This window comes from Paenarthrobacter ilicis (genome assembly GCF_016907545.1).
Taxonomy (GTDB): Bacteria; Actinomycetota; Actinomycetes; order Actinomycetales; family Micrococcaceae; genus Arthrobacter; species Arthrobacter ilicis.
Genome location: NZ_JAFBCD010000001.1, coordinates 2,138,538 through 2,165,337, shown reverse-complemented (window position 1 = coordinate 2,165,337; position 26,800 = coordinate 2,138,538). Strand labels below are relative to the sequence as shown.

Genomic DNA, 26,800 nt, shown 5'->3' with positions numbered 1-26,800 from the left:
ACTATTACTTCAGGGGTGGCTGGTGAAACTGACGAGGCGTCGGGCCGAGGCTTCGTCAAGAATGAGGTCCGTGGCCAGGCCGGCAGCCAGTGCGCCCTGGAGCCCGTTGATCTTGGATGCCCCTGACACAACGCAGATCCGCCGCCGCACCTGCCGCAATTGCTCGTGGCTTGGCCCTGTGGACCTCTCGTTGAGGGTGATGCCATCCGATGATCCGTCGCTTCGGAAGAAGACGGTGGCCACATCGCCCACCACGTCATCGTCGGCGAGGACGGCGAGGTCATGTTCGTCGAGGTATCCGCCGGCGTAAACATGGCTGGGGTAGTCGGAGTGGACCGATCCAACACCAAAAATAGCGATGCTCATGCGGGCTTGCAGGTCCAGAATGCGTTGAACGCTGCGTTCATTCCACATGGCCGTCTTGGTGGACGCATGATCGAAAAAGGCCGGGACTGGAAACTGTTCAACACGGGCACCGTAGGCGTTGCCGAAGCGCCGCATGATGTCGCTGGCGTAGGTGATTCCCGTGGTCTGCATGTTTCCGGCGCCGTTGAGTTGGACCACGATGCTGTCGTGGGTGACTTTTCGGGTGAGGTGCCGGCTCACCGCGCTGAGGGTGGAACCCCAGGCCACTCCGATGATCGCATTCGAGTCCACCAGGGGGCCGATGGTCCGGGCGGCCTGCATTGCCACGCGGTCCAGGGTCTCTGCTTCGTTCAGCGTATCCAGGACAGGGACCACGTGGACGTCCACACCGTAGCGGGACCGGATCTGGCTTTCCAGTTCCGGTCCGGTGTCAAACGGGCTCCGGATCTGGACCTGGACCAACCCTGTTTCCCGGGCGGAAGAGAGCAGCCGGGAAACCGTTGACCGAGACGTTCGCAGCTCTCTTGCGATCGCGTCCATGGTCAGGTCCTGCAGGTAATACATCTGTGCAGCCCGGAGCGCATCCGAGTGGCGTGAGCGTGCCATCCCATTTCCTTCCTGCACGTTTGTGCAAATAGCTTGACTCCATTTTCCACCTTCGAAAGATTAGTTGTGAACAGTGCAGCAGCGAGCGGCGCGGCGCACGAACCAAGCCCAAGGGAGCAGTTTTGGGACACAACAGGAATTCCGGCAGTTCACATCAGGCGCAGCAGCGCGACCGCGTGGTCGCTTTGCAGGAACGCCCATCAGCCAAGGTGCTCATCATCGGCGGCGGCATTAACGGCGTTGGGACCTTCCGGGACCTGGCACTGCAAGGCGTGGACGTGGCTCTGGTGGAGCGCGGCGACTACTGCCAGGGCGCCAGCGGCGCTTCCTCACACATGATCCACGGCGGAATCCGCTACCTGGAAAACGGTGAGTTCCGCTTGGTCCAGGAATCTGTTGTGGAACGAAACCGCCTGCTTCGTATCGCACCCCACTACGTCAAGCCGCTGCAGACCACCATCCCCATTTTCAGTACGTTCTCCGGCATCCTCTCAGCACCCATGCGCTTCCTGACCCACAAGCAGGGCAAGCCCAAGGAGCGCGGGGCATTCTTGATCAAGGTTGGCCTGAGCATGTACGACTTCTTCTCCCGCGATGGCGGCACCGTTCCGCGCCACCAGTTCCGCGGAAAGACCAAGGCCCTGGCCGAGTTGCCCAAAATCCACCCCGGGATCAAATATGCGGCAACGTACTTTGATGCATCCGTTCACAACCCTGAGCGCCTGACCCTGGATGTCCTGCAGGACGGCGAGAAGGCTGGCCGCGGCGGCGGCTTGCCGGGAGGCAGCGCACGCGCCAGCAACTACGTATCGCTCGTCTCGATGAACGCTGATGGCGTACTGCTGCGGGACGAACTCACGGGCAAGGAATTCCAGTTCCAGGCAGACGTGATCGTCAACACCACAGGTGCCTGGGTGGACCTCACCAACGAGGCCATGGGAGCGGTCAGCAAGTACATGGGCGGAACCAAGGGTTCCCACATCGTTCTTGACCACCCCGAACTGCTCGCTGCCTGCAATGGCCGCGAGATCTTCTTCGAACACACCGACGGCCGCATCGTCCTGATCTACCCCATGGGTGACCGTGTGCTGGTGGGGACAACGGATGTGGACGCCGACATGTCCCAGGATGCCGTCTGCACTGACGAGGAAATCGACTACTTCTTTGATCTGGTAGGCCACGTCTTCCCCACCATCAAGGTGGAACGCGAACAGATCGTTTACAGCTTTGCCGGTGTCCGGCCGTTGCCACGTCACGATGCAACCCAGCCCGGGTTCGTCTCGCGCGATTACCGCATCGAACGCAGCGTCCGCAGCGGCAGCGGTGCGGTCGCGACGCCGGGCGGCAAGGCCGCCGTCGTCCTCAGCCTGGTGGGCGGCAAGTGGACCACCTTCCGCGCCCTCGCTGAGCACATGACCAACGACGTCCTCAAGGAACTGGGCGTGGAGCGTAAAGTCTCGACGGCGAAGCTCGCCATCGGCGGCGGCGCGGACTTCCCCGCCACTGACCAGGGCGAGCAGGAATGGATCAAGAAGCACATGGGTCCGGGCCTGGATGCAGACCGTGTGGCAGTGTTGCTGACCCGCTACGGAACACGTGCGGACGCCGTGATCGAGTACCTCAATGCAGGTCACGACGTCCCCCTTCGCTCCACCCGCGAGCTCAGCACCCGCGAACTCGCTTTCATGGCCGAGCATGAGCAGATCGGGCACTTGGTGGATGTTCTCATCCGCAGGACGTCGCTGGCTTTCCGTGGTTTGGTGACCGGCGAGCTGCTCAACGAGATCGCTGCGGCGCTGGCTGGCCCCCTCGGCTGGGACGCTGCCGCCCGTGAATCGGAAATCCGCCACGCCCAGGAAGTCCTGCAGCGGTTCCACAAGGTTGACGTGCACAGCCTCGTAGCCTGAGTCCAGCACGGCAATAACCAGGGAATGCAGCACAAAAAGCTCGGCCGTTCCGGAAGATGCCGGAACGGAATGGGGTAGGTGATCCCGCCAGGGGAGCACCATCCGGGACGGTTCCGGCAACGGAACCGTCCCAACGGCCACTTCACCCGCGAGGTGGTTGATAACAGAAAAATGAGGAGTCAAAGATGTCTCTTGGAATTGTTTTCCTTTCCGAAGTATTCGGAACCATGATGCTGACCCTGTTGGGTTGCGGCGTTGTGGCAAACGTTGCGCTCAAAGGCACCAAGGGCAATAACGCTGGATTCTTAATGGTCACGTGGGGTTGGGGAATCGCAGTCTTCGCGGGCGTTTTCGTGGCCGCCAAGTCCGGTGCCCACCTGAACCCCGCCGTCACCGTGGGCCTGCTGGTCAAGGGCAGCAAAGAATACGCTCCGGATGTTGCCGTCACCTTTGGATCAACACTCACGTACTTTGGTGGCGAGCTGCTGGGCGCCTTCCTTGGTGCCGTTGTCTGCTGGCTGGCGTACAAGCAGCACTTCGATGAAGAGCCCCTTGCGGCCAACAAGCTGGGCACCTTCTCCACCGGTCCCGCCATCCGTTCCACCCCGTGGAACCTCATCACCGAAATCATCGGCACGTTCGTTCTGGTGTTCGTCATCCTGACCTTCGGAGGGACTCCCTCCGGCCTCGGCCCGCTGGCTGTTGCCCTGCTCGTTGTCGGCATCGGCGTCTCCCTGGGTGGTCCCACCGGCTACGCCATCAACCCCGCACGTGACCTCGGTCCCCGCATTGCCCACGCAATCCTCCCCATCAAGGGCAAAGGCTCCAGTGACTGGTCCTATGCCTGGATCCCCGTTGTGGGACCGGTAGTCGGCGGTGCCCTGGCCGGCATCGTGGCCCTCCTGGTACCGGGGATCATGCCGGCAGTTGCCGGCTGATAACGCGCTTGGCCCTCACAGCACAAAACACCGTCATCACCACTGAGACAAGGACGTCACCATGAACCAATACGTCATCGCCATTGACCAAGGCACCACCAGCTCACGCGCCATTGTGTTTGACCACTCGGGCAACATCGTCTCCACCGGCCAGATGGAACACGAGCAAATCTTCCCGCAGGCAGGATGGGTTGAACACAACCCGGCCGAAATCTGGAACAACACCCGTGAGGTCATTGCCTCGGCGCTGTCCAAGGCGAACCTTACCCGTCACGATATCGCCGCCGTCGGCATCACCAACCAGCGCGAAACCGCCGTGGTCTGGGACAAGAACACGGGCGAAGCGGTTTACAACGCAATTGTCTGGCAGGACACCCGGACGCAGCCAATCGTGGATGAGCTCGCCAAGGACGGCGGCCTGGAACGCTTCAAGCAAAAAGTCGGCCTTCCCTTGGCCACTTACTTCTCCGGCACCAAGATCAAATGGATCCTGGACAACGTTGAGGGTGCACGCGAAAAAGCCGAAGCTGGGGACCTCATCTTCGGCAACACGGACGCCTGGGTCCTTTGGAACCTGACCGGTGGAACGGACGGCGGTGTCCACGTCACCGACGTCACCAACGCTTCACGCACCCTGTTCATGGATTTGGAAACGCTGGAGTGGGACCAGGAGATCCTGGACGTCTTCGGCGTGCCGGCCTCCATGATGCCCGCTATCAAGTCCTCCTCCGAGGTGTACGGCCACGTCCACACCTCCCAGTTGCTGCGCGAAACCCCGGTGGCCGGCATCCTGGGTGACCAGCAGGCCGCTACCTTCGGCCAGGCGGCCTTCCAGCCCGGCGAAGCCAAGAACACCTACGGCACCGGTTGCTTCCTGATCTTCAACACGGGTGAAGAGATTGTCCACTCCAAGAACGGGCTGCTCACCACCCTCGGCTACAAGTTGGGCGACCAGAAGCCGCACTATGCACTGGAAGGCTCCATTGCAGTCACCGGTTCGCTGATCCAATGGCTCCGCGACAACCTGGGAATGATCAGCTCCGCTCCCGAGGTTGAAACGCTTGCGGCCGGCGTCAAGGACAACGGCGGCGTGTACATCGTTCCTGCGTTCTCCGGTCTTTTCGCACCGTACTGGCGTGCAGACGCCCGCGGCGCGATCGTTGGTCTGACGCGTTTCGCCAACAAGGGCCACATTGCCCGCGCAGCCCTGGAAGCCACGGCTTTCCAGACACGCGAGGTCCTTGACGCAGTCAACGCGGACTCCGGCGTACCGCTGACCGAACTGAAGGTCGACGGCGGCATGGTTGCCAACGAGGCGCTGATGCAGTTCCAGGCAGACATCCTGGGCGTGCCCGTGGTCCGTCCGAAGGTGGTGGAAACCACCGCATTGGGTGCTGCCTACGCAGCAGGCCTGGCCGTTGGATTCTGGAAGGACCTGGGCGAACTGAGCGCCAACTGGAACGAAGACAAGCGCTGGGAGCCGCAGTTGCCCGCAGAGGAGCAGGAGCGGCAGATGCGTCTGTGGAAGAAGGCTGTGACAAAGTCCATGGATTGGGTCGACGAGGACGTTAAGTAGTCATCTCCCGACAGAGGTTCCGGGGACTCCCGCCCGCCCGCTTCGCGGTGCCCACCACACCATGGCGGGGAGTCCCCGGAACCTCTTTTCGCGTGCGGCCGTCTTACCCCACCAGCCCCATGGGTTTGGTGGGGTAAGGTATTGATATGTGTGAGATCCTTCTGCTTAGCTAGCCGCCCGGCAATACATAGCCGTGCGGCCGCCCCTCCATTGTTGAGGGGCTTTTGTGTGTCCGGGGGTTTCCCGGGCCGCAGCAGGAGGCAAAACCGCCATCGAAGAACAGAAGAGGGCAGCAGTGAGCGTTCAGCCGGAGACAGAGACCGGAACAGCACCAAAGGCCGCAGCAGAAGCGCCTGAAGAAGGCGTCTACAGCTTCGCTGCGATGGAAGCCAAATGGCCTCAGGTCTGGGAAGACCTCAAAGTCTTCACGCCTGCGGACGACGGCTCCAAGGAACGCCGCTACGTGCTGGACATGTTCCCTTACCCCTCCGGCGATCTTCACATGGGACACGCCGAAGCCTTCGCCATGGGTGACGTTGTTGCCCGCTACCTGCGCCAGCAAGGCTTCGACGTCCTGCACCCCATAGGGTGGGACTCGTTCGGCCTTCCCGCTGAGAATGCGGCCATCAAGCGCAACGCCCACCCCAGCGAGTGGACGTATGCCAACATCGAAACCCAGGCAGCTTCTTTCAAGCGGTACGCCATCTCCGCAGACTGGTCGCGACGCCTGCACACCTCCGATCCCGGGTACTACCGCTGGACCCAGTGGCTGTTCAAGCGCTTCTACGAGCGTGGACTTGCCTACCGCAAGGACTCACCCGTCAACTGGTGCCCCAAGGACCTCACCGTCCTGGCCAATGAGCAGGTAGTCAACGGCGCTTGCGAACGCTGCGGAACGCCGGTCACCAAGAAGTCGCTGAACCAGTGGTACTTCAAGATCACCGACTACGCCGATCGTCTGCTCGAGGACATGGAACAGCTCAAGGGCCACTGGCCTGAGCGGGTCCTGGCCATGCAGCGAAACTGGATCGGCCGGTCAGAAGGTGCCCACGTCCGCTTCGTCATCGAAGCTGCTGGGGACCAGGCCGAACGCGAAGTCACCGTCTTCACCACCCGCCCGGACACCCTGTACGGCGCAACATTCTTTGTAGTGGCCGCCGACGCCCACCTGGCGCTGGACCTGGTCACACCAGAGCAGCATGACTCCCTGATGGAGTACCGCGAAAAGGTCAAGGGACTCTCTGAAATCGAGCGCCAGTCCACTGAACGTGAGAAGACCGGCGTCTTCACGGGACGGTACGCCATCAACCCGCTCAACGGTGAGAAGCTGCCGGTGTGGGCAGCCGATTACGTGCTGGCCGATTACGGTACTGGAGCCATCATGGCAGTGCCGGCCCACGACCAGCGTGACCTGGACTTCGCGAAGGCATTCGACCTTCCGGTCCGGGCTGTATTGGAAACCGGGGCCGAGGATCCGGCAGAGACCGGCGTGGCTTCCACGGGTGAGGGAACGCTGAAGAACTCCGGCGACCTGGATGGCCTCTCCAAGACCGAAGGCATCCCTGCCGCCATCGAAATCCTGGAAAAGCTCGGCACGGGGGAGAAGTTCGTCAACTTCCGCCTCCGTGACTGGTTGCTTAGCCGTCAGCGTTTCTGGGGTGCTCCCATCCCGATCATCCACTGCGGCGAATGCGGCGAAGTGCCGGTTCCCGATGACCAGCTTCCCGTCAGGCTCCCGGACAACCTCCGGGGTGAGGCACTGGCTCCCAAGGGAACCTCGCCCTTGGCCGCTGCCGTTGAGTGGGTCAATGTTGAATGCCCGAATTGCGGCCGTGCAGCCCAGCGGGACACGGACACCATGGATACGTTCGTGGACTCCTCGTGGTACTTCCTGCGCTTCGTATCGCCGGACTACACAGAGGGCCCTTTCGACCCCGAAAAGGTCAATGACTGGATGCCCGTAGGCCAGTATGTGGGTGGAGTGGAGCATGCCATCCTTCACCTGCTCTACGCGCGGTTCTTCACCAAGGTCATCAAGGACATGGGCCTGATCGAAGCAAACGAGCCCTTTGCCGCCCTGCTCAACCAGGGCCAGGTGCTTAACGGTGGCAAGGCCATGAGCAAATCCCTTGGCAACGGTGTGGACCTCGGTGAGCAGCTGGATAAGTTCGGCGTGGACGCCGTACGCCTGACCATGATCTTTGCCTCCCCACCGGAAGACGACGTCGACTGGGCGGATGTATCGCCGTCGGGCTCTGCGAAGTTCCTTGCCCGGGCGTGGCGCCTGGGCCAGGATGTCAGCAGCGAGCCTGGTGTGGACCCCGCCACGGGCGATCGTGCCCTCCGGACGGTGACGCACAAGACCATCGCGGATGCAGCAGACCTGCTGGACAACAACAAGTTCAACGTTGTGGTGGCGCGGCTCATGGAATTGGTCAACGCTACCCGCAAGACCATCGACTCGGGTCCCGGTGCGGCAGATCCCGCTGTCCGTGAAGCAGTGGAAGCCGTCGCAGTCATCCTGAGCCTGTTTGCGCCGTACACCGCCGAGGACCTGTGGAACGCCCTTGGCCACCCGGCGTCGGTAGCCAATGCCGGCTGGCCCCGCCACGATGAAGCCCTGCTGGTGCAGGAGACCGTCACTGCAGTGGTCCAGGTCCAGGGCAAGGTCCGGGACCGGCTCGAAGTCTCGCCTGACATCAGTGAGGACGCGCTGCGTGAACTTGCTTTGGCAGCTGAGAACGTCCAGCGGGCCTTGGACGGCCGCGGCATCCGCACTGTGATCGTCCGTGCACCTAAACTGGTGAACATCGTTCCTGCCTAGCGGGAACCGAGCGGCCGCCGGCGTGGTGCCGGCGGCCGGTCATCACCTTTGGAGGATGCGTGCCTGAGCGCGAACCACCCGCCTGGATGTGGCTTAAGGAACGGGTTGCCCGGTTAAGGCAACCCGCCGTGCGGGCCGCGGAGGCGCCATTGGCCGCCGTCGTCAAAACCGCGGTGGTCACCGATTCTGCAGCTGCGTTGCCCCGCGACTGGGTGGCTGCTTTTATCCCTGACGGGCGCTTGACCGTTGTGCCCATGCCCGTAATGGTGGGTAGCGAAATTTACGGTGAGGGCGAAGACGACATCACTGGGACCCTGTCCTTGGCATTGGCCTCCGGGAAGTCAGTGAAAACCTCCCGCCCCTCACCCGGCCAGTTCGAACAGGCCTATATGGCGGCTCAGCGGCAGGGCTACGAAGCCGTGGTGTCGATCCACATCTCTTCGGATCTTTCCGGCACAGCTGACGCTGCCCGGTTGGCCGCGGCCCGGGTGTCCATCCCGGTTGAAGTTGTCGACTCGCGGACCGTCGGCATGGCACAGGGAATGGGCGTGCAAAGCGCTGTGGTGGCTGCGGCCGATGGCCAGGACGCGGCTGCGGTCCGGGGTTTCGCCGAAAAGCGGATGGAACGCACCAAAGTCTATTTCTATGTGCCCAGCCTTGAGCAGCTCAGGCGGGGCGGGCGCGTAGGCGCCGCAGCGTCACTCGTTGGAACAGTCCTCGCCATCAAGCCCATCCTGGGGGTCGACGGCGGCAAGATCGTCCCGGTTGAGAAGGTTCGTTCCGCGGTACGCGCCATAGCGCGGCTCGAGGAAATTGTTGCAGCGGATGTTGCCTCCCGGCCCGCGGGGCAGCAACGTTTGGCAGTCCACCACTTCGGCAACAGGAGTGAGGCCGAAGCCCTGGCGTCACGCCTGCATGTTTTGTGCCCCGACTGTCCCGCTCCTCAGATCAGCGCCTTGCCGGCCGTCCTGGCAGCCCATGCGGGGCTGGGGGTCCTGGCGGTGATCGTCGGAGAAAGCAGCACACCGGGCTGACGGGCCGTACTCCCGTCGGGCGGCTTTTCCACATAGCGCACTGGGCCCGGTGCCTGTTCTCTGCCGTGCTCATAGGCTCGGAGTATGCCGCGCTGGAACCAGGATGACGCCACGGATGCCGCAGCGGAAGCATACCGGCGGCGGTTTGCCGGCCGTTTGCCGCTTGGCCCGCGTTCATCCTCTGGCCCGCGTCTGTCGCAAAGTGCGGATGTTGCGCCGCTGCTGCCCCTGACCGAGGTAGATGAACCCGAATGCGTGAGCGAAGAACGGGCGGTCCACATCCGTGCGCGGTGGCGCTCTTCGTGGGGCGTTGCCGTCCTGGTAGCCTGCTTGGCTTTTGCCGCCATCGCCGTCGGCTGGTGGACCTCCGGATCGGCTGCACCACAGGCTGTACCCCTGGCCTCCCCGGGTCTCCCGGGCGCAGCAGAGTCACCCGTGGCAACGGCCCACGGGACAGAGACAGCCGGCTCTTTGTGGGTCCATGTGACCGGTGCCGTGCAGAAGCCCGGCGTCGTGAGGTTGCCGCAGGGGAGTCGCGTATACCAAGCCATTGATGCTGCAGGAGGCGCTGCGCCAGCGGCTGACCTCAACCAGCTCAACCTGGCAGAAGCGGTCAATGACGGTGTCAGGATTTATGTCCCGGCAGTGGGTGAGGATCCGCAAAGCACGGAATCCGCCGCCTCTCCAGGGGCCACGCTTCCGGGGGAGGGACAAGCCGCCGCCTCGTCCAAGGGTGCCATGAAAATCAACATCAACACGGCATCGGTGGAGGAGCTGGGCACCCTGCCGCGGGTGGGGCCCGTCATGGCACAACGCATTGCGGATTGGCGGAAGGAACACGGGCCGTTCGCCTCCGTGGAGGAGTTGGATGCCGTGGATGGGATCGGACCAAAACTCATGGAGACCCTGAAGGATCTTGTGGCGGTGACCGGTGGGTGAAAGCAAAGTCCCATCACGGAGGGTGGATCTGAGGCTGGTACCGGCGGCGCTGACATCATGGTTGGTTGCCTTGGCTGGCAGCAGCGTGGACGCGCAGGCGTCGTGGGTCCTGACCGGAGGATTGGCCTTGGCCGGGGCAGCGGCCCTCCTGGTTGGAACCCGGCGCCATCCGTCATTCCGCAGGAGCATCCGGGACACCATGGCCCTCGCATTCTTTGTGGGCGCCATGGTGGCCACACATTGTGCGGTATCCGCTGCGGCCCGGCAGGATGGTCCTGTGGCATCTGCTGCAGGCCACAGCGTTGCAGTGACAGTTACGGTCACAGGAAGCCCGGAATTGTCTCCTCTCCCTGGGAACAGTGGCAGCAGCCGTTGGATGGTTCCGGTAATTCTCCGGGAAATCATTGCTGCCGGGACTGTGAGTCCGGGGCCGGCGGACCTGCTGGTGACAGGCGGGGACGAGTGGGCGCAGGTGCGGCCGGGACAGCAACTGCGGACCACGGGCACCCTCAAGGAAGCCCAGCCAGGGCAACCAGGAACTGCGATTCTTTCGGCAGCCTCCGGACCGCTCATCCACGATGACTCTTTTGACATCCGTTCCACTGCGGGTGACTGGCGGAGGGCCTTTGTCACGGCAGCCAAGTGGCTGCCGGGGGATGCTGCGGGCCTCCTGCCGGGGATGGTCACCGGTGACATCAGTGGACTGCCGGAGGACTTGAACCAGGCCATGAAGGTAACGGGCATGACCCATCTGACAGCAGTGTCCGGCGCCAACTGCAGTCTTGTCCTGGGTGGATTCCTTGTCCTGGCACGGCGGATGAGGCTGCCACGGCCCATTGCCGGCGCCACCGCCCTGGCAGGGTTGGGTGCCTTTGTAGTGTTGGTGGGTTCCGAACCCAGTGTGCTCAGGGCTGCCGTTATGGGCTGCATTGGGGTGATTGCCTTGGCGGGCGGTTCAAGGGGACGGGCTTTGTCGTTCCTCTGCTGTGCAACCATCGCCCTGTTGTTGTTCGAACCCACGTTGGGTTCCAGTGTGGGTTTTCTCCTCTCCGTTCTTGCCACCCTGGGGATAGTCCTGCTGGCGGGTCGCATGGCCGGGTGGGCGCCTCCCGGTATGCCCGGGTGGCTGGCTGCCGGAGTGTCAGTACCCCTGTCCGCCCAACTGTTGTGCGGACCCGTCATCGCAGTCCTGCAGCCCCAGGTGGCAACCTACGCATTGGTGTCGAACGTTGTGGCCGGTCCGCTGGTGGCCCCGGTGACCATTTGCGGGACGGTGGCTGTTCCCCTGGCTGCGGTGGTACCCGCACTGGCGGTGGCGCCTGTTGCCGTCGCGGGTACCTGTGCAGGGGCCATAGCGTCAATGGCGCGGTTCTTTGCTTCAGCCCCCGGCGCCGCGTTGCCATGGGCCGAGGGGCCAACCGGGGCAGCTGCCATGGCGGCCCTTTCGGCGTTCACCTTCGTCGGCCTGTGGATGGGTCTTCACCCGGCAGAGGTGTGCCGGCGGGTACGGATACTTCACGCTCAACTGACCGTCCTGTTGGAAATGCTTGCGCGGCGGCTTGAGCGGCTATGCCGTGGCCCGGAAGAGTGCCAGGGCATGGCAGACTTTAAGGTGAATCCCAACCGCCGGAAGGACACCATCAGTGGCTGCTGCCCAGAACACCAGGGGCAAGGCTCCCGCCGCCAACGTCGTTGGTTGGCGCGATGCCCGGCCCGCTTCCGTCGTCCTCATCGTGGGTCCGGAAGAATACCTGGGAATCCGTGCCCTGGACCAGATCCGGGCCAATGTCAGGGAGGCGACTCCGGATGTTGAGCTGAGCCGCCTCAATGCAGGCTCTTATGAATCCGGGTCCTTGGCCATGGCAGTCACTCCCTCGTTGTTTGGCGAAGCAAAGCTCATTGAGGTGGACGGGCTCGAAGCCATGAACGACGCTTTCCTCGCGGATGGCCTTGCGTACTTGCAACACCCTGACCAGGACGTGGTGTTGGTCCTGCGCCATGCCGGGGGAGTCCGTGGCAAGAAGCTGCTCGACGCCGTGAAGGCTGCCGGGTGGCCAGTGGTCGATTGCCAGCCCCTCAAGAAAGATGCCGAGAAGACTGCTTTTGTGGTGTCCGAATTCAAGGCGGCCGGTCGCCGTATCGAGGGTGAAGCGGTCCAGGCCTTGGTCAATGCGGTGGGTGCAAACCTCTCCGAACTTGCTGCCGCCTGCAGCCAGCTCATTGCCGACGCCACCACCGCCGTCACCGCGGAGACAGTGGAGCGGTATTACGGTGGCCGCGTGGAGGCAACGGCCTTCAAGGTTGCCGATGCAGCCATGGCAGGCAACGGGGCCGGCGCTTTGTCCACGCTCCGCCACGCATTGGCAACGGGAGTGGATCCCGTTCCCCTGGTGGCGGCTTTGGCGGCCAAATTGCGCACCTTGGCAAAGGTGGCGGGTGCCAGCGGTTCCTCGGCGTCCATCGCCAGGAATCTGGGTATGCAGCCGTGGTTGGTGGAACAAGCCCAGCGTGATGTCCGCCGATGGACTCCGGAGGGCCTGATCCGATCCATCCAGGTCATTGCCGAAGCGGACGCGCAGGTCAAGGGTGAGTCGCGCGATCCCGTCTATGCAGTGGAGCACGCGGTCACCGTCATTGCGATGTCGTCAAGCCGCCGCTGACAGCGTCGGGCAACAGCCGACGGTGTGGCGTAGCAGCCAGGTGTAGTTAAACCCAAAGGCCGGCACCCCGCGGGGTGCCGGCCTTTTGATCAGCTCAGTCGAACTGGAAAACCTTAGAGTGCGCTGACCTTCTTGGAGATCGCAGACTTGCGGTTTGCAGCGTTGTTCTTGTGAATAACGCCCTTGCTGACAGCCTTGTCCAGCTTGCGGCTGGCAGCAGCAAGTGCAGATCCAGCAGCATCCTTGTCGGCAGACTCAACGGCGGTGTTGACGGCGCGGATGGCCGTCTTCAGCTCGGACTTGACTGCGTTGTTGCGCAGGCGAGCCTTCTCGTTGGTGAGGATGCGCTTCTTCTGGGACTTGATATTAGCCACGTATGAACTCTCTTTTTAATGCGGAAATGGTCTAGAGGGTTTTCAGGTTGGCCATCGACTGAGAGCGGCGTGGGGATGCCTATGGCAGCCAACCATGTGTGGACGTCGACCTGCACGCACACACAGCTATAAAGAATAGCAGAACGGTGCGTGATACGGCGACTCCGGATTCTCCGGACCCTAGCGTTGCCCCAGCGCCCGGGAAACTTCCTTGAAGCGGGGCCTGTCCAGCACCGCGCCCTCCCGGCGGATGGAGCGTGGATCAAGCCTGATGACGCGGTCGATCCTGACTTCGCTGGGCCGGCCCTGTCGGTCCCACGCGCCGGCACCGATATCCACATAATCGTCCGCACGCGCTCCGCGGTCATGGTCTTTGGACGTCAGCATGAGCCCCAGGAGCCACCGGCCATCGCTGCCCACCAACAGCACGGGACGGTCCTTGCCCTGTGAGTGGTCTTCCTCGTAGGGAACCCATCCCCACACAATTTCACCCGGGTCGGGTTGACCGTCCGGCTTGGGCGAGTAGTTGATGGCGAACTGGCCGCGGAAATCCCCGGGGTAGGCACTTGACTGCCCGACGCCGGATGGCCGGCGCCGGGTGGGTGATTGCTTTGCCGGGGCCACAGACCGGTTGCTGCGTCCACGCAGGAACCCGAGTGAACGCGCGATGAGTTTGCCGAGGGGGCCGACGTCGAAAGCCATGTGACAAAGCTACAACCCTGCAGTGGGGGAGTGTCCAAGTCGTGTACGTGATGTACGTGGAACGTCCGGTTCGTGGGAGACTAGAGGATCAGATGCGCGGCGTGTCCCCGCTGGCCTATGCCCAGCCGGAGGAACTGCCGTGTGAGTATCGACAGTAAGGATCCTGCGTGTCTCCCATGGCCCGCACCGCCCCGGTGCCCGCCGCAACAGATCCGGCCATCATCCGGAACTTCTGCATCATTGCGCACATTGACCACGGTAAGTCCACCCTGGCAGACCGCATGCTGCAGTACACCGGCGTCGTTCAACAACGCGACATGAAGGCCCAGTATCTGGACCGTATGGATATCGAACGTGAGCGCGGTATCACCATCAAGTCACAGGCTGTCCGTATGCCCTGGGAACTCGACGGCACCAGCTATGCACTGAACATGATCGACACTCCCGGCCACGTTGACTTCACTTACGAGGTCTCACGTTCACTTGCTGCCTGTGAAGGCGCGGTTCTTCTGGTGGACGCGGCCCAGGGTATCGAGGCGCAGACGCTTGCGAACCTCTACCTGGCCATGGAGAACAACCTCACCATCATCCCCGTGCTGAACAAGATCGATCTTCCGGCAGCGCAGCCGGAGAAGTACGCGGCGGAAATCGCAAACCTCATCGGTGGCGACCCCGAGGATGTCCTCAAGGTCTCAGGTAAAACCGGAATCGGCGTGGAGGCTTTGCTGGACAAGATTGTCCGCGATTTGCCTGCCCCGGTGGGCGATGCCGACGCTCCCGCCCGGGCCATGATCTTCGACTCTGTCTACGACACCTACCGCGGCGTGGTCACCTACGTCCGCGTGGTGGACGGCAAGCTGAACCCGCGTGAACGCATTCAGATGATGTCCACCAAGGCCAGCCACGAGCTCTTGGAGATCGGTGTCAGCTCGCCGGAACCCACGCCGTCCAAGGGACTCGGCGTAGGTGAGGTTGGCTACCTGATCACGGGTGTGAAGGATGTGCGCCAGTCCAAGGTCGGCGATACCGTCACCAACCTTGCCAAGCCCGCATCCCAGTCGCTGAGCGGCTATGCCGATGCCAAGCCCATGGTCTTCTCGGGACTGTATCCGCTGGACGGCACTGACTATCCCGTGCTCCGCGATGCCCTGGAAAAGCTGATGCTCAACGATGCCGCGCTGGTGTATGAGCCGGAGACGTCAGCGGCTCTGGGGTTCGGTTTCCGTGTGGGTTTCCTGGGTCTTCTGCACCTGGAAATCACCCGCGAGCGGCTCGAGCGCGAGTACAACCTGGACCTCATCTCCACTGCGCCCAACGTCGAATACGAAGTGACGCTGGAGGACAAAAAGGTTGTCCACGTGACCAACCCCAGCGAATACCCTGTTGGCAAGATCTCGGAAGTCCGCGAACCCATGGTCTCGGCGACCATTCTTGCGCCCAACGAGTTCGTCGGCGCCATCATGGAACTTTGCCAGAGCCGCCGTGGGCAGATGAAGGGCATGGACTACCTCTCGGAGGACCGGGTGGAGCTCCGCTACTGGATTCCCTTGGCCGAGATTGTGTTTGACTTCTTCGACCTCCTGAAGTCCAAGACCCGTGGCTATGCCTCCTTGGACTGGAAGGCCGATGGCGAGCAAGTGGCGGACCTCGTCAAGGTGGATATCCTGCTTCAAGGGGAGCAGGTTGATGCCTTCAGCGCCATCACCCACCGCGACAAGGCTTATGCCTACGGCGTGATGATGACCGGTAAGCTCCGTGAGCTCATTCCGCGTCAGCAGTTCGAGGTGCCCATCCAGGCGGCTATTGGATCGCGCATCATTGCCCGCGAGAGTATTCGCGCCATCCGCAAGGATGTCCTTGCCAAGTGCTACGGCGGTGACATCACCCGTAAGCGCAAACTGCTGGAAAAGCAGAAAGAAGGCAAGAAGCGCATGAAGATGGTGGGCCGCGTTGAAGTGCCGCAGGAGGCGTTCATTGCTGCCCTGACCACCGATGAATCCAAGGACAAGGCCAAGAAGTAAATGCCCAGCGTTCTCCCTCTGGGCGATCCGGCACCTGCGGACGGCGTTCTGCCCTCCCAGGTGCTGGATGGCATCGGACAGCGCAATTTCGGACTCTATGTCCACATCCCCTTCTGCGCTGTCAGGTGCGGTTATTGCGATTTCAATACCTACACCGCCAAGGAACTGGGTGGCGGAGCCTCGCAGGACGCGTACTCCGGTACGGCGATTTCAGAGCTCGGCTTTGCTTACTCGGCCCTGGATGCCTCGCGCGTTCCCCAGCGGCCCCTGGCCACGGTGTTCTTCGGTGGAGGAACTCCTACGTTGCTGCCGGCTGAGGACCTGGCCGACATCCTTCGTGAGGCTGTCAGGTTGTGGGGTCTTGAGCCGGGGGCCGAAGTCACCACCGAAGCCAACCCGGATTCCGTAACACCTGAATCGTTGAGGTTGCTTGCTGAGGCCGGATTCACCAGGGTCTCCTTCGGCATGCAGTCAGCGGTGCCCCATGTCCTGAAGGTATTGGACCGGACGCACGCGCCCAGCCGCGTGCCGCTGGCCGTCCAATGGGCACGGGAGGCCGGCCTGGCCGTCAGTTTGGACCTCATTTATGGCACCCCCGGGGAGTCCATGGAGGACTGGCGGACGTCATTGGAAACGGCGCTCTCTTACGGGCCGGACCACATCAGTGCCTATGCCCTGATTGTTGAGGCTGGCACCAAGCTGGCTGCGCAGATCCGGCGCGGCGAAGTGCCGGGAATTGACGACGACGATCACGCGGCCAAGTACGAGCTTGCGGATGAGCTGATCTCGGCGGCCGGCTTGGCGTGGTATGAAGTCAGCAATTGGTCGAAGACACCCGCTCAGGCCTGCCGTCACAACCTCGCCTACTGGCGCGGTGACGATTGGTGGGGAATTGGCCCGGGCGCCCACTCACACGTCGGCGGTGTGCGTTGGTGGAACGTCAAACACCCCACGGCGTATGCCTCCCGGCTGGCAGCGGGGCAATCCCCGGCGGCAGGCAGGGAAACCCTCGATGATGAAACCCGCGGTGTGGAGCGGATCATGTTGGAAGCAAGGCTTGGGACAGGACTGTCCGTGGAATCCCTCGATGCTGATGGCCGGCGCGCAATAGCGGGGCTTATTGCCGATGAACTGGTTGATCCGGTTCAGGCTTTCAAGGGACGTTTGGTCTTGACACTGAAAGGCCGGCTTTTGGCCGATGCCGTGGTGCGCAGGGTTCTCCCGGACTGACGGTCAGACCGCTACGGGGATTTCGCTGCTTACTTGATCCAGCGCAGATTCAGCTTGTAGCGGTGGGGCTGGCCGTGGTTGACGCGGATACCGGCGGATACTGAGAAGCACGTCAGAGCAACCCAAATTCCCGTGGCAATCACAGCGAAAATGTTGCCCACAACCGGGAGCATGACCAAGAGGTTGGCAAGCACGGCGGCGATGGTCGGAGGCAGCGTGAAGTTCAATGCCTCCCTGGATTCCTGCGCAGTGAAGGGGCCGCGGTCCCGGAAAATCAAGTAGATCAGCAGGGACGGCAGGCACCCGAGAATGCCGCCAAAGTGGGCCAGGGTTGCCCATTGCCGGTCCTCGCTTGCAGTCAGCGGCAGGGCGTTGGCAGGTGCGCCATGGTACTGGGGCCGCCCTGCGGCGCTGCCCGGTTCTTCAGGAGCGTTCTCTGCCACGGTGTCTTCCTTTTGCTGTAAAGATGCTGCTGTATTGCTGTCCCAGAATACCGGCATAAGGGCACAGCGCCGGACCACTCCCCGGTGGTTCGCCGGTTGGACCTTGGAAATGGGCGTCAGGGGGCGGTGAGGAAATCGATGACTTCCTCAACGCGCCCCAACAGTGATGCTTCCAGGTCCGCATAGCTGCGTACCGCGCCAAGCAGCCGCTGCCAGCCCAGACCGATGTCCTCTGCGGTCTCGTGTGGCCACCCGAAGGCGCGCAAAATCCCGGTCTTCCAGTCGACTCCGCGGGGAACCGTTGGCCACTGCTCGATGCCCAGGACCTTGGGTTTGATGGCCTGCCACACATCCACGTAGGGGTGGCCCACAATGAGGACGTTGCCTGCCGCTCCGGGGTAGGTCATGGCATCTGCGGCGATTCGCGATTCCTTGGAACCCGGGACAAGGTGGTCCACCAGGATTCCCAAGCGCCTGCTGGGGCCGGGGTTGAATTCCGCGATGGCCGACTTGAGGTCATCCACGCCGTGCAGGGGTTCCACCACGATGCCCTCCACGCGAAGGTCATCACCCCACACCTTCTCCACGAGCTCGGCATCGTGTTTGCCTTCCACCCAGACGCGGCTGGCCTTTGCCACCTGGGCGCGCTGCCCGTGGACCCTGACGGACCCCGAGGCGGTCCGTCCCGGCGTCGTAGCGGACGCGGCGGTCCGCGGCGCGGGAGGCATCAGCCGGATGGCCTGGCCCTCCAGGAGGAACCCGAAGCCCAGCTGGAATGACTTGGACTTGCCCCGGCGATCCTCCAGGCTGACGATGTGCATGCCCCCGGTTTTCTCCACCCGGGTGACTTCGCCCACCCAGCCTGATTGGACGTCTTCCAGGACCATCCCCCGCTGGACCGGCACTTCGGGAAGCTGTTGCTTGGCAGGGGCGGTCAGATCCCGGGGACCCCAGTCATTGAAAGCCAAAATGCTTCCTCTTTCTGCTGGCTGAATGTGGGCGGTTTCAATGCTAGCAACGAGGGTGGCCCATAATAGACTGTTAGCACTTGGGCATGTTGAGTGCTAAGACCTGGGATCCAGCCGCGGTCCCGCAGCGATGGGCCGGATGGCCCACGGCAGTTTGTCAGGAGGTGGATCGATGAGTGAGCCGCGCAAGTTGGAAGTACTGCGTGCCATTGTTGAGGACTACGTTCATTCCCGGGAGCCTGTTGGATCCAAGGCCCTCGTGGAGCGCCACCACCTTGGTGTTTCAAGCGCCACCATCCGGAATGACATGGCCGTGCTGGAAGAGGAAGGCCTCATCGCCGCGCCCCACACCAGCGCCGGTCGGATTCCCACGGACAAGGGTTATCGCCTCTTCGTGGACCGCATTTCCCAAGTGAAGCCACTGTCGGCCGCCGAACGACGCGCCATCCACTCATTGCTGGAAGGCCCGGATGACCTGGATGACGTACTGGAGCGGACCGTCAGGCTGCTGTCGCAACTGACCAACCAAGTCGCCGTCGTGCAGTATCCGCAAGCCAGCCGTGCCGTGGTCCGCCATGTCGAATTCGTACTGCTGGCCCCTCGGCAAGTCCTGTTGGTCCTGATCGCCGATACCGGCAGCGTTGGCCAGAAAGTCATCGACGCCGGCAGCGAAGTGGCCAATGAAGCCCTGATGATGCTGAGGTCGCGTTTCCTCGGGAGCATCGCGGGAACCCAGCTGGACCTTTTGCCGCAGGTTCTGCCCTCTGTTGTGGCCTTGTGCAAACCCGAGCTTCGAGGCTTGGCGCAAACCCTGGCCAATGGCCTCCAGTCACTGAGCGACAACAGCCGGGAAGAAAGAATTTTGATGGCCGGAACGGCCAACCTGGCCAGGTCCAACGTGGATTTCCCGTTGAGCATTGGGCCGGTTCTTGAAGCACTTGAGGAACAAGTAGTCATGCTTCGGTTGTTGTCCGATATGGGCGATGACCCTCGAGGCGTGACAGTGAGCATTGGCCGGGAGAATCCGTACGACGGGTTGGCCGAGGCTTCGGTAGTGGCTACGGGCTATGGATCCGGTGCGAAGGTAGGCATTCTGGGTCCCACCCGCATGGACTATCCCACCACCATGGCCGCGGTGCGCGCTGTTGCCCGCTACCTGTCCCGCATTCTGGGCGGCTAGATCCCGGCCTGAAAATTATCCGCAGTACAACAAGGAAGAGATACCGACTTTGAGCAGCCACTATGACGTTTTGGGAGTCTCGCCGGAAGCCACCGGGGAAGAGATCAAAAAGGCGTACCGCAAGTTGGCGCGCAAGCTCCACCCGGATGTCAATCCCGGCGAGGATGTTGCCGAGCAATTCAAGGCCGTCACACATGCCTACGAGGTATTGTCGGACCCCCAGAAACGCCGGGTGTACGACGCCACAGGCAACGAAAACGGAACCGAGAATGGTTTCGGAGGCGGCTACGCAGGTCAGGGCTTCGCATTCCAGGACATTTTCGACACCTTCTTCGGCGGCGGCGGTGGCCAGGGGGCACCGGCCTCGCGGGTACGCCGCGGCCAGGATGCGCTGATCAGCGTCCGCATCGACCTCAAGGATGCCGTCTTCGGCGTCAACAAGAAGCTCGAAGTGGACACTGCCGTGGTGTGCCCCACCTGTGACGGCAGCTGCTGCCGCCCGGGAACGCATCCCGAACGCTGTGACATCTGCGGTGGCAGCGGCCAGGTCCAGCGTGCCGTGCGTTCCATCCTGGGACAGGTCATGACCACCGCTCCTTGTGGTTCCTGTGAAGGCTTCGGCACTGTGATCAAGGACCCCTGTAACGAATGCAGCGGCCAGGGACGCATCCGCAGTCGTCGTTCACTGACCATCAAGGTTCCCGCGGGCGTTGCCACCGGCACGCGCATCCAGTTGTCAGGCCAGGGCGAAGCCGGTCCTGCCGGTGGTCCTGCAGGCGACCTTTACGTTGAGATCCGCGTTAACAACGATTCCATGTTCATGCGTGAAGGTGACGATCTGCATGCCACGCTGAGCGTGCCCATGACGGCAGCCGCGCTGGGAACAGAACTGCAGCTGGATACTTTCGACGGCGCCCAGGGCATTGACGTCAAATCAGGCACGCAGTCAGGTGAAGTCATCACCCTGCGTGGGCTCGGTGTGACGCACCTCCGGGGCTACGGCCGCGGAGACCTTAAAGTGCACCTGCACGTGGAGACGCCCAGCAAGCTGGACGCCGCCCAGGAGGAGCTGCTCCAGCAACTGGCCAAGTTGCGCGGTGAGCAGTTCACCGAGGGAAAGCTTGTTGCCAGCGGCGGCATGTTTGCGAAACTGCGGGACAGGCTCGGTAACCTGTAGCGGTGAGCAACCCAGTTTTCTTCGCCCCGCCTGGCAGCCTCGACGGCCTTGAGCCTGGTGCAGTGTTCGTTCTCGACGGGCCGGAGGCCCGCCATGCGGTCACCGTCAAGCGCCTGGCCGTCGGTGAGCCGGTGGATATTGCCGACGGCGCCGGAGGCAGGCTCACGGGTGTGGTGGCCGACGTCGGCTCCGGCACCTTGGCGGTTACTGCCGCCAGCGTTGGTTTCGAGGACCAGCCCCCCGTGCGGCTGGTCCTTGTCCAAGCCCTCGCCAAAGGCGACCGTGATGAGCTCGCTGTGGAAACGTCCACTGAATTGGGCATCGACTCGGTGGTTCCGTGGCAGTCCGAACGCTCCATCGTCCGGTGGAAGGGTGATCGGGCTGCCAAAGCCCACGCAAAGTGGCAGTCAGTAGTCACGGCGGCGGCCAAGCAAGCGCGCAGGGCCTACATTCCCGAGGTACGGCAGATTGTTGATACCGCTGCTTTGGCAGCTGAAGTCAGCAAAGCAGGCTTGGCCGTCATCCTGCACGAGGACGCCAAGCGGCCTTTGCGGACGGTGTTGGAACAGTGGGACGGCCCCCGCGGAGATCAGCCCGGTTCGTCGGAGATCCTGTTGATCGTGGGCCCTGAGGGTGGAATCTCGCCGCGCGAGGTGACCCGCCTCAGTGACGCTGGAGCCGTTACGGCCCTGTTGGGGCACCACGTGCTGCGATCGTCGACGGCGGGTCCTGCCGCTGTCGTGCTTGCCAGCGACGTTCTGGGCCGCTGGTAGGAGCTTCGTCAGCCGACAGTGAAGAGGCGCGTATCGGTGCTGGATTCGATGATCTTGCCCGCGCCGTCAAGCTGCGAAACCCGTAGTTCGTACTTGCCGGCCTTGAGGGTGGCGCCAATGGTGAACAATCCGTACTGGCCGGGTTCACCTGTGGCTTTGGCCTGGCCGTTGAGGAGGCTGGTCTTCTCGCCCTTGCCGTTCTCTTGGAGAACCTGCCAGGCAATCGTCTTGGAACTGTCCGTGCTGCGTCCGTTGAACTTGATGGTTCCAGGAGGCAGGGTCACGTCCTCCTGGGGATCTATGATCCACAGCGGCGCCACCAAGGAGGCGTCGCGGGCCATCGGTTGACCGAGCTTCACCTGGCCGAAGGCCATGTAGTCGGTGTGGCCATCCACAAGGATCACCACTTGGATCTGTTGTCCGGAGTTGATGAGGCCCGACGACGACGCTGCAGCGGTGGCGGTGTACACCAACTGTTGGACAGCCCTTTGAGCCATCACAGCGTCAAGGTTCGAGTTGAACGCATCGCGGGAGACGTCCACTGTAATGACGTTCTTGCCGGAGATGGACGTTGCCAGGCTGCCAGGCTGCTGCCATGGAGTAAAGAAGTCATGGTCAAGCGGCTTGTCCGACATCATGATGCGCAGGGCAGTGGTCACAGGGTTGGCATCCCCGGAAATATCCCTGAATTCGCGGTAGAGGTAGACCTCGTCCTTGCTGCGTCCGATCCAGTAAACCGGGATTTTGGTGGACGCCTGCGTGGTTTCCAGCGGAGCGTTGCTGGCCGGCGCGTCCAGGACGGTGGGCACGGGCGTGCCGGTGTTTACCTGTGTTCCCCCGCCATTGGCGATGCATCCCGTCAGCAACAGGGCAGCAAGCATCGCAGGCACAGCTGTCACGGAGCGTGTCCGTCTGCGTGCGCGATGATTTTCTGCCACTGATGTCCTGTTCCTGCTGATGCATTGGTCCCGGGTTTTGCTGACCCGGACTACAGGCGGGCATCCACCCGCCATGCCAGCTTGGCACATGCCCGACGGCGGTCGGCCGGGAATGAGGGGAGCGGGAGGCAACTGAAACGTGATTGATACCGGCTCGATGCCGAGTTGAGACAAAAGGCCGCATTTGTCCTGCGTGCCGGTGCGGACAGGCAGCACTATGCCTCTTCGGCGGCTGGCGTAGGATTAACCCATCAGAGATATTTACCCAGCAGGAGGAGAAAAGGCCCCAGGGCCGGCACTATGAGTGAATCGTTGAACGGGCGCCCCAAGGCCGGAAACGGCAATCGGCCGTCCACCGAGTTCCCGCACACGTTACCGGGCACGCGCACGGAAGTTGTCACTTTTGATGACTCCGACCAAATGGTTCACTCGCTGGGAAGCCACGATGAAGCCCTCCGCTATATCGAGGATCATTTTGAGGGCGTGAATTTCCACGTACGTGGAAACGAGTTGTCCATGACGGGCCCCACGGCAGATATCTCCCGTGTCATGCGCCTCCTGGAAGAAGTTCGTGGCCTGGTGGTCAAGGGCACTTTGGTGACTCCCGACGTCCTCCAGCAGCTCGTGTCGATGCTCCGCTCCCAATCCCTGCAGAACCCTGCTGAGGTCCTCACGCACAACATCCTCTCCAGCAGGGGCCGGACCATCCGGCCCAAGACGCTGAACCAGAAGAACTATGTTGATGCCATCGATGAGAACACTGTCATTTTCGGTATTGGGCCGGCGGGTACGGGAAAGACCTACCTGGCCATGGCCAAAGCTGTCCAGGCACTCCAAAACAAGGAAGTCAGCCGGATCATCCTGACCCGTCCCGCTGTGGAAGCGGGGGAGCGGCTGGGATTCCTGCCTGGCACCCTGAGCGACAAGATTGACCCGTACCTCCGGCCGCTGTACGACGCGCTGCACGACATGATGGATCCGGAGACCATCCCGCGACTCATGGCCGCCGGGACCATTGAGGTTGCACCGCTGGCCTACATGCGTGGCCGGACCCTGAACGACGCCTTCATCATCCTTGACGAAGCCCAGAACACCACTCCGGAACAGATGAAGATGTTCCTGACCCGGCTCGGCTTCGGGTCCAAGATGGTGGTCACCGGTGACGTGACCCAGGTGGACCTTCCCTTTGGGGCAACGTCCGGCCTGCGGATTGTCCGCGAGATCCTGACCGGCATCGACGACGTCAACTTCTCCATTCTTGAAGCGGCGGACGTGGTCCGGCACCGCCTTGTTGCCGATATCGTGTCGGCCTACAGCACTTGGGACGACGCTCACCGCGCAAATACAGACAGCAACAATCACCACCGTGGAGAGCGTAAATGAGCATTGAAGTCAACAACGAGTCCGGCGTGGAGGTGGACGAGGCCCAGTTGGTGACGCTGTCCCGTTTCATTTTTGAGCGGCTCTTCATCCATCCCCAAGCGGAGCTGTCCATTCTCCTGGTGGATGAACCGGCCATGGAGAAGCTTCATATAGAGCTGATGGACGAACCCGGCGCAACTGATGTTCTCTCAGTGCCCATGGATGAGTTGACGCCCGGGACACCGGGCAGGCCAACGCCGCAGGGCATGCTGGGTGACATCGCCATCTGCCCACAGGTGGCAGAGGTGCAGGCCCGGAACGCCGGGCACCCCACCCAGGATGAGATGCTGCTCCTCACCACCCACGGCATCCTGCACCTGCTGGGTTTCGACCACGCAGAGCCGGATGAAAAAGCGGAAATGTTTGGCCTTCAGCGTGAGCTGTTGTCCGAGTTCCTGGGCAAGGATGCCCCGATGGAGACCATGCAGTGACCTCGATCATCCTGGTCGGCATGGCGCTGGTATTTCTTAGCTTTGTTGCTTTGCTGACCGCAGCGGAAGCTGCTTTCAACTTCCTTCCCCGCCACGAAGCCGAACAATCCATCGTCCGCAGCAAGGGCAAGGCGCTGGGTGGGATCCTGAAGAATCCGGTCGCCCACATGCGCGCGCTGCGGTTCTGGCGCGTGTGGTTCGAAATGGCTGCGGCCGTGGCCGTGGCGGTCGTCCTCCACAGCCTCCTTGACAATGTCTGGCTGGCGGGTCTGGCGGCCACGGGCATCATGGCTGTTATCGGTTTCGTTCTGGTGGGCGTTTCACCCCGCCAGATTGGCAGGGCACACTCAGGCCCCGTGGTCCGGTTCACTGCTCCGCTGATCAGGTTCCTCTGCTGGATTCTTGGCCCCATCCCGGCCTGGCTTGTGGCGCTGGGCCAAGCTGTGGCGCCCGGTGCCCCGGCAGGTGATGACGCTTTCGTCAGCGAGGAAGAGTTCCGCGAATTCGTGGACCGCGCTGCGGAGTCGGACATGATCGAGGACAACGAGGCCGAGCTCATTCACTCGGTGTTCGATTTCGGAGACACCCTGGTCCGCTCAGTCATGGTTCCCCGGACGGACATCGTCAGTATCACCACCGGTTCCACCCTTGAATCGGCCATGGCGCTGTTCCTGCGTTCGGGCTACTCCCGCATTCCGGTGATTGGCGAGAACACGGACCAGATCCGCGGCATTTTGTACCTCAAGGACGTAGCGGCCGCCTTGCATCGCACCGAACCGGGGCTGCAGGCCCACGACGTCGATTCCCTGGCCAGGGAGGTGCGTTATGTTCCTGAATCGAAGCTGGTCAGCGACCTCCTTCGGGAGCTTCAACAGGAATCAACGCATGTGGCCATTGTCATCGACGAGTACGGCGGAACAGCCGGGTTGGTGACCCTCGAGGACATGATCGAAGAAATCGTCGGCGAGATCGTTGACGAATATGACGCCGCGGCCGAAGAAGCCATTGACTTGGGCGACGGCCAATTCAGGGTCAGTGCCCGGATGAGCATCGATGACCTTGGCGAACTCTTCGACATCGACCTCGACGACGACGAAGTGGACACGGTGGGTGGCCTCCTGGCCAAGGCCCTCGGACAGGTCCCCATCGTCGGGAGTTCAGTGGAGGTCGACGGTGTTTCCCTCAGAGCCGATAGGGTAGAGGGTCGCCGAAACAGGGTCAGCCATATCATTGCGGCAGCCATGCCAAAGGAAGACACTGACTTTGAGGACCTTCTCGAAGACGCCGACTCAACGCAACAGGGAGTTCCACGTGAGCAAGCTAAGTAACAAATTCGACGCCGACTCGGACTTCGGCGGCTTCCGCGCTGGCTTCTCGGTGCTGGTTGGACGGCCCAACGCGGGGAAATCAACGTTGACCAACGCGCTGGTGGGCCAAAAAGTGGCCATCACGTCAGCGAAACCGCAGACCACCCGCCACACCATCCGCGGCATCGTCCACCGCGACGATGCCCAGCTGATTCTGGTGGACACGCCGGGTCTCCACCGACCCCGCACACTCCTGGGAAAGCGCCTCAACGAGCTCGTCGCGGACACGCTTGCCGAAGTTGATGCGATCGGGTTTTGCTTGCCTGCCAATGAAAAGATCGGCCCTGGTGACAGGTTCATTGCAGCGCAACTCGCTGCCGTTGGACGGAAGCCTATCGTTGCCCTGGTGACAAAAACGGACTTGGTTGACCGCCAGGCCCTGACGGAACAACTGCTGGCCGTGGCTGCTCTGGGCCGCGAGGTCCTGGGCGAGCAGGGCTGGGCGGATATAGTTCCGGTGTCTGCCGCTGATGGCTTCCAGGTTTCCACAGTGGCCGATGTCCTGATCGGTCACATGCCGCCGTCGCCGCCCCTCTACCCCGATGGCGAACTCACCGATGAGCCTGAGGCAGTGATGATTGCCGAACTTATCCGGGAGGCGGCCTTGGAGGGCGTGCGCGACGAGCTCCCGCACTCCTTGGCAGTGGTCGTTGAGGAAATTGTGCCCCGTGAAGGGCGGACCGAGGACAATCCGTTGTTGGATGTCAGGGTAAATCTCTATGTTGAGCGTCCGTCCCAGAAAGCCATCATCATAGGCAAGGGCGGCAGCCGTTTGCGGGAGGTCGGCACCAACGCCCGCAAGGGTATCGAAACACTCCTTGGCACCAGGATCTACCTTGACCTCCACGTGAAGGTGGCCAAGGACTGGCAGCGCGATCCCAAGCAATTGGTCAAGCTGGGGTTCTGATCTCCCTTGATATTGTT

The 26,800-nt window shown here is 62.3% G+C and carries 23 protein-coding genes; 17 read left to right on the top strand and 6 right to left on the bottom strand.

Going from position 1 to position 26,800, the window contains the following annotated elements:
• Positions 1-9: 9 nt before the first annotated feature.
• Positions 10-972, bottom strand: a complete 963-nt coding sequence (locus tag JOE60_RS09830; protein WP_167266138.1) for a sugar-binding transcriptional regulator — start codon at positions 970-972, stop codon at positions 10-12.
• A 122-nt stretch (positions 973-1,094) separates the two neighbouring features.
• Here JOE60_RS09830 and JOE60_RS09825 point away from each other — a divergent pair, with 122 nt between their 5' ends.
• The 8 genes from JOE60_RS09825 (at position 1,095) to holA (ending at position 12,850) form a co-directional block, all read left to right on the top strand.
• Positions 1,095-2,879, top strand: coding sequence for a glycerol-3-phosphate dehydrogenase/oxidase (locus JOE60_RS09825; RefSeq protein ID WP_167266142.1), 1,785 nt, complete (start codon positions 1,095-1,097; stop codon positions 2,877-2,879).
• A 185-nt stretch (positions 2,880-3,064) separates the two neighbouring features.
• Positions 3,065-3,817 carry an MIP/aquaporin family protein gene (locus JOE60_RS09820; RefSeq protein WP_167266146.1) on the top strand — a complete coding sequence of 251 codons (753 nt, stop codon included), beginning with the start codon at positions 3,065-3,067 and terminating at the stop codon, positions 3,815-3,817.
• 61 nt (positions 3,818-3,878) lie between these two features.
• Positions 3,879-5,393, top strand: coding sequence for a glycerol kinase GlpK (glpK, locus tag JOE60_RS09815; protein WP_167266151.1), 1,515 nt, complete (start codon positions 3,879-3,881; stop codon positions 5,391-5,393).
• A 295-nt stretch (positions 5,394-5,688) separates the two neighbouring features.
• Positions 5,689-8,217 (top strand): leucine--tRNA ligase, encoded by a 2,529-nt coding sequence (gene leuS, locus JOE60_RS09810; RefSeq protein ID WP_167266156.1) that lies wholly within the window; start codon positions 5,689-5,691, stop codon positions 8,215-8,217.
• A gap of 59 nt (positions 8,218-8,276) precedes the next feature.
• The gene (locus JOE60_RS09805; RefSeq protein WP_167266159.1) at positions 8,277-9,251 is read left to right on the top strand and encodes a DegV family protein; all 975 of its coding nucleotides are present in this window, start codon (positions 8,277-8,279) and stop codon (positions 9,249-9,251) included.
• 84 nt (positions 9,252-9,335) lie between these two features.
• Positions 9,336-10,190 (top strand): ComEA family DNA-binding protein, encoded by an 855-nt coding sequence (locus tag JOE60_RS09800; protein WP_167266164.1) that lies wholly within the window; start codon positions 9,336-9,338, stop codon positions 10,188-10,190.
• Between the two features lie 22 nt (positions 10,191-10,212).
• Positions 10,213-12,003, top strand: coding sequence for a ComEC/Rec2 family competence protein (locus JOE60_RS09795; protein WP_167266169.1), 1,791 nt, complete (start codon positions 10,213-10,215; stop codon positions 12,001-12,003).
• A complete protein-coding gene (gene holA, locus JOE60_RS18350; protein ID WP_314325338.1) occupies positions 11,921-12,850 on the top strand; it encodes a DNA polymerase III subunit delta in 930 nt (309 codons plus the stop codon). Before JOE60_RS09795 ends, holA begins: the two co-directional genes overlap by 83 nt.
• 113 nt (positions 12,851-12,963) lie before the next feature.
• On the opposite strand, the gene rpsT is transcribed toward holA, so the two are convergent.
• Together rpsT and JOE60_RS09785 are read right to left on the bottom strand one after the other, a co-directional pair.
• Complete coding sequence (rpsT, locus tag JOE60_RS09790; protein ID WP_167266173.1) at positions 12,964-13,224, bottom strand: 30S ribosomal protein S20; 261 nt, start codon at positions 13,222-13,224, stop codon at positions 12,964-12,966.
• Positions 13,225-13,404: 180 nt separating this feature from the next.
• On the bottom strand, positions 13,405-13,926 hold the full coding sequence (locus JOE60_RS09785; protein WP_167266178.1) for a type II toxin-antitoxin system PemK/MazF family toxin: 522 nt from the start codon (positions 13,924-13,926) through the stop codon (positions 13,405-13,407).
• A gap of 167 nt (positions 13,927-14,093) precedes the next feature.
• On the opposite strand from JOE60_RS09785, the gene lepA reads away from it, so the two are divergent.
• Positions 14,094-15,947: a translation elongation factor 4 gene (gene lepA, locus JOE60_RS09780; RefSeq protein WP_204814902.1), complete on the top strand. Its 1,854-nt coding sequence runs from the start codon at positions 14,094-14,096 to the stop codon at positions 15,945-15,947.
• A complete protein-coding gene (gene hemW / locus JOE60_RS09775) occupies positions 15,948-17,177 on the top strand; it encodes a radical SAM family heme chaperone HemW (RefSeq protein WP_167266181.1) in 1,230 nt (409 codons plus the stop codon). It begins immediately after the preceding gene.
• A 29-nt stretch (positions 17,178-17,206) separates the two neighbouring features.
• Here hemW and JOE60_RS09770 read toward each other — a convergent pair whose 3' ends face one another.
• Complete coding sequence (locus JOE60_RS09770) at positions 17,207-17,620, bottom strand: DUF4870 domain-containing protein (protein WP_167266184.1); 414 nt, start codon at positions 17,618-17,620, stop codon at positions 17,207-17,209.
• A 116-nt stretch (positions 17,621-17,736) separates the two neighbouring features.
• On the bottom strand, positions 17,737-18,588 hold the full coding sequence (locus tag JOE60_RS09765; protein ID WP_167266188.1) for a DUF3097 domain-containing protein: 852 nt from the start codon (positions 18,586-18,588) through the stop codon (positions 17,737-17,739).
• A gap of 172 nt (positions 18,589-18,760) precedes the next feature.
• Between JOE60_RS09765 and hrcA the strand changes: the two genes are divergently transcribed.
• The 3 genes from hrcA to JOE60_RS09750 are packed head-to-tail and all read left to right on the top strand — an operon-like array spanning position 18,761 to position 21,718.
• Positions 18,761-19,768 carry a heat-inducible transcriptional repressor HrcA gene (gene hrcA, locus JOE60_RS09760; RefSeq protein WP_167266191.1) on the top strand — a complete coding sequence of 336 codons (1,008 nt, stop codon included), beginning with the start codon at positions 18,761-18,763 and terminating at the stop codon, positions 19,766-19,768.
• A gap of 49 nt (positions 19,769-19,817) precedes the next feature.
• Positions 19,818-20,945, top strand: coding sequence for a molecular chaperone DnaJ (dnaJ, locus tag JOE60_RS09755; RefSeq protein ID WP_167266196.1), 1,128 nt, complete (start codon positions 19,818-19,820; stop codon positions 20,943-20,945).
• A 2-nt stretch (positions 20,946-20,947) separates the two neighbouring features.
• Positions 20,948-21,718, top strand: coding sequence for a 16S rRNA (uracil(1498)-N(3))-methyltransferase (locus tag JOE60_RS09750; protein ID WP_167266199.1), 771 nt, complete (start codon positions 20,948-20,950; stop codon positions 21,716-21,718).
• A gap of 8 nt (positions 21,719-21,726) precedes the next feature.
• Here JOE60_RS09750 and JOE60_RS09745 read toward each other — a convergent pair whose 3' ends face one another.
• Positions 21,727-22,599, bottom strand: coding sequence for a GerMN domain-containing protein (locus JOE60_RS09745; RefSeq protein WP_204814998.1), 873 nt, complete (start codon positions 22,597-22,599; stop codon positions 21,727-21,729).
• Between the two features lie 357 nt (positions 22,600-22,956).
• Between JOE60_RS09745 and JOE60_RS09740 the strand changes: the two genes are divergently transcribed.
• The 4 genes from JOE60_RS09740 to era are packed head-to-tail and all read left to right on the top strand — an operon-like array spanning position 22,957 to position 26,783.
• Positions 22,957-24,039: a PhoH family protein gene (locus tag JOE60_RS09740; protein ID WP_167266204.1), complete on the top strand. Its 1,083-nt coding sequence runs from the start codon at positions 22,957-22,959 to the stop codon at positions 24,037-24,039.
• On the top strand, positions 24,036-24,509 hold the full coding sequence (ybeY, locus tag JOE60_RS09735; RefSeq protein ID WP_167266212.1) for an rRNA maturation RNase YbeY: 474 nt from the start codon (positions 24,036-24,038) through the stop codon (positions 24,507-24,509). Before JOE60_RS09740 ends, ybeY begins: the two co-directional genes overlap by 4 nt.
• Positions 24,506-25,837: a hemolysin family protein gene (locus JOE60_RS09730; protein ID WP_167266216.1), complete on the top strand. Its 1,332-nt coding sequence runs from the start codon at positions 24,506-24,508 to the stop codon at positions 25,835-25,837. Before ybeY ends, JOE60_RS09730 begins: the two co-directional genes overlap by 4 nt.
• Positions 25,821-26,783, top strand: coding sequence for a GTPase Era (gene era / locus JOE60_RS09725; protein WP_167266220.1), 963 nt, complete (start codon positions 25,821-25,823; stop codon positions 26,781-26,783). Before JOE60_RS09730 ends, era begins: the two co-directional genes overlap by 17 nt.
• Positions 26,784-26,800 lie beyond the last annotated feature (17 nt).

Bases quoted from the DNA above. Each gene is read 5' to 3' on its own strand.
- hrcA (WP_167266191.1), top strand. From the start codon at position 18,761: ATGAGTGAGCCGCGCAAGTTGGAAGTACTGCGTGCCATTGTTGAGGAC.
- hemW (WP_167266181.1), top strand. From the start codon at position 15,948: ATGCCCAGCGTTCTCCCTCTGGGCGATCCGGCACCTGCGGACGGCGTT.
- ybeY (WP_167266212.1), top strand. From the start codon at position 24,036: ATGAGCATTGAAGTCAACAACGAGTCCGGCGTGGAGGTGGACGAGGCC.
- JOE60_RS09785 (WP_167266178.1), bottom strand. From the start codon at position 13,926: ATGGCTTTCGACGTCGGCCCCCTCGGCAAACTCATCGCGCGTTCACTC.
- JOE60_RS09800 (WP_167266164.1), top strand. From the start codon at position 9,336: ATGCCGCGCTGGAACCAGGATGACGCCACGGATGCCGCAGCGGAAGCA.
- JOE60_RS09745 (WP_204814998.1), bottom strand. From the start codon at position 22,599: ATGCTTGCTGCCCTGTTGCTGACGGGATGCATCGCCAATGGCGGGGGA.
- glpK (WP_167266151.1), top strand. From the start codon at position 3,879: ATGAACCAATACGTCATCGCCATTGACCAAGGCACCACCAGCTCACGC.
- JOE60_RS09740 (WP_167266204.1), top strand. From the start codon at position 22,957: ATGAGTGAATCGTTGAACGGGCGCCCCAAGGCCGGAAACGGCAATCGG.
- JOE60_RS09820 (WP_167266146.1), top strand. From the start codon at position 3,065: ATGTCTCTTGGAATTGTTTTCCTTTCCGAAGTATTCGGAACCATGATG.
- JOE60_RS09830 (WP_167266138.1), bottom strand. From the start codon at position 972: ATGGCACGCTCACGCCACTCGGATGCGCTCCGGGCTGCACAGATGTAT.